Raw genomic sequence first — 574 nt, forward strand, 5'->3', positions numbered from 1 at the left:
GGCTTTTTCCAGGCACATCGGCATGACCGACGACGCCATGGCTTCTTGAAGCAACCCTCGCACGGCCATGTCCGGCATGAAGCGATCCAGATATTTGGCCCACCGCGACTTGGGGTCCAACGGCTTGGGGGTGTAGCGGCCGGACCTCACCTGGTCGAGGTTGAGCTTCGCTGGGACCAAGGAAGTGATCCCGTGTTTGGGGTCGGCCGGCAGGTATTCGATGTAGGCCTTCTTGTTGGCGTCCTTGAGGATCTCCAGGTAACCGCCCTTCAGCGGCACGATGGCCCGATGCTGGCTTTCAGGCAACTTCATGCCAGGCAAGCGGATCATTTCGAGAATGGCCGTCTTGACGCAGCTGGTCGCGCTGCTCTGCTTGGCGTCCTCCGGGGCGTGCTTGCGCATCCAGTCCAACGCGTGGGCTTCTACTTCCCGGGTGGCTTGCGGGGCCCAGATGCCTTCGGACTCATTCCACTGATACAGCGAAAAATCGATCTCGCCGTTGTCCATCTTGCCGCCAATGCGGAAACAGTTGGCGCGGCGCATATCGTCGGCATAAGCCAGCTCAAACGAGAGG

At 60.5% G+C, this 574-nt stretch carries 1 protein-coding gene; it reads right to left on the bottom strand.

The window, feature by feature from the left end; translation table 11 throughout:
• Positions 1–574: hypothetical protein (locus D7X55_RS43850; protein WP_158626499.1), on the bottom strand; the 574-nt coding region annotated here is incomplete at both ends.

Origin of the sequence: Corallococcus sp. AB049A, assembly GCF_003668885.1 — a bacterium.
Taxonomy (GTDB): Bacteria; Myxococcota; Myxococcia; order Myxococcales; family Myxococcaceae; genus Corallococcus; species Corallococcus interemptor.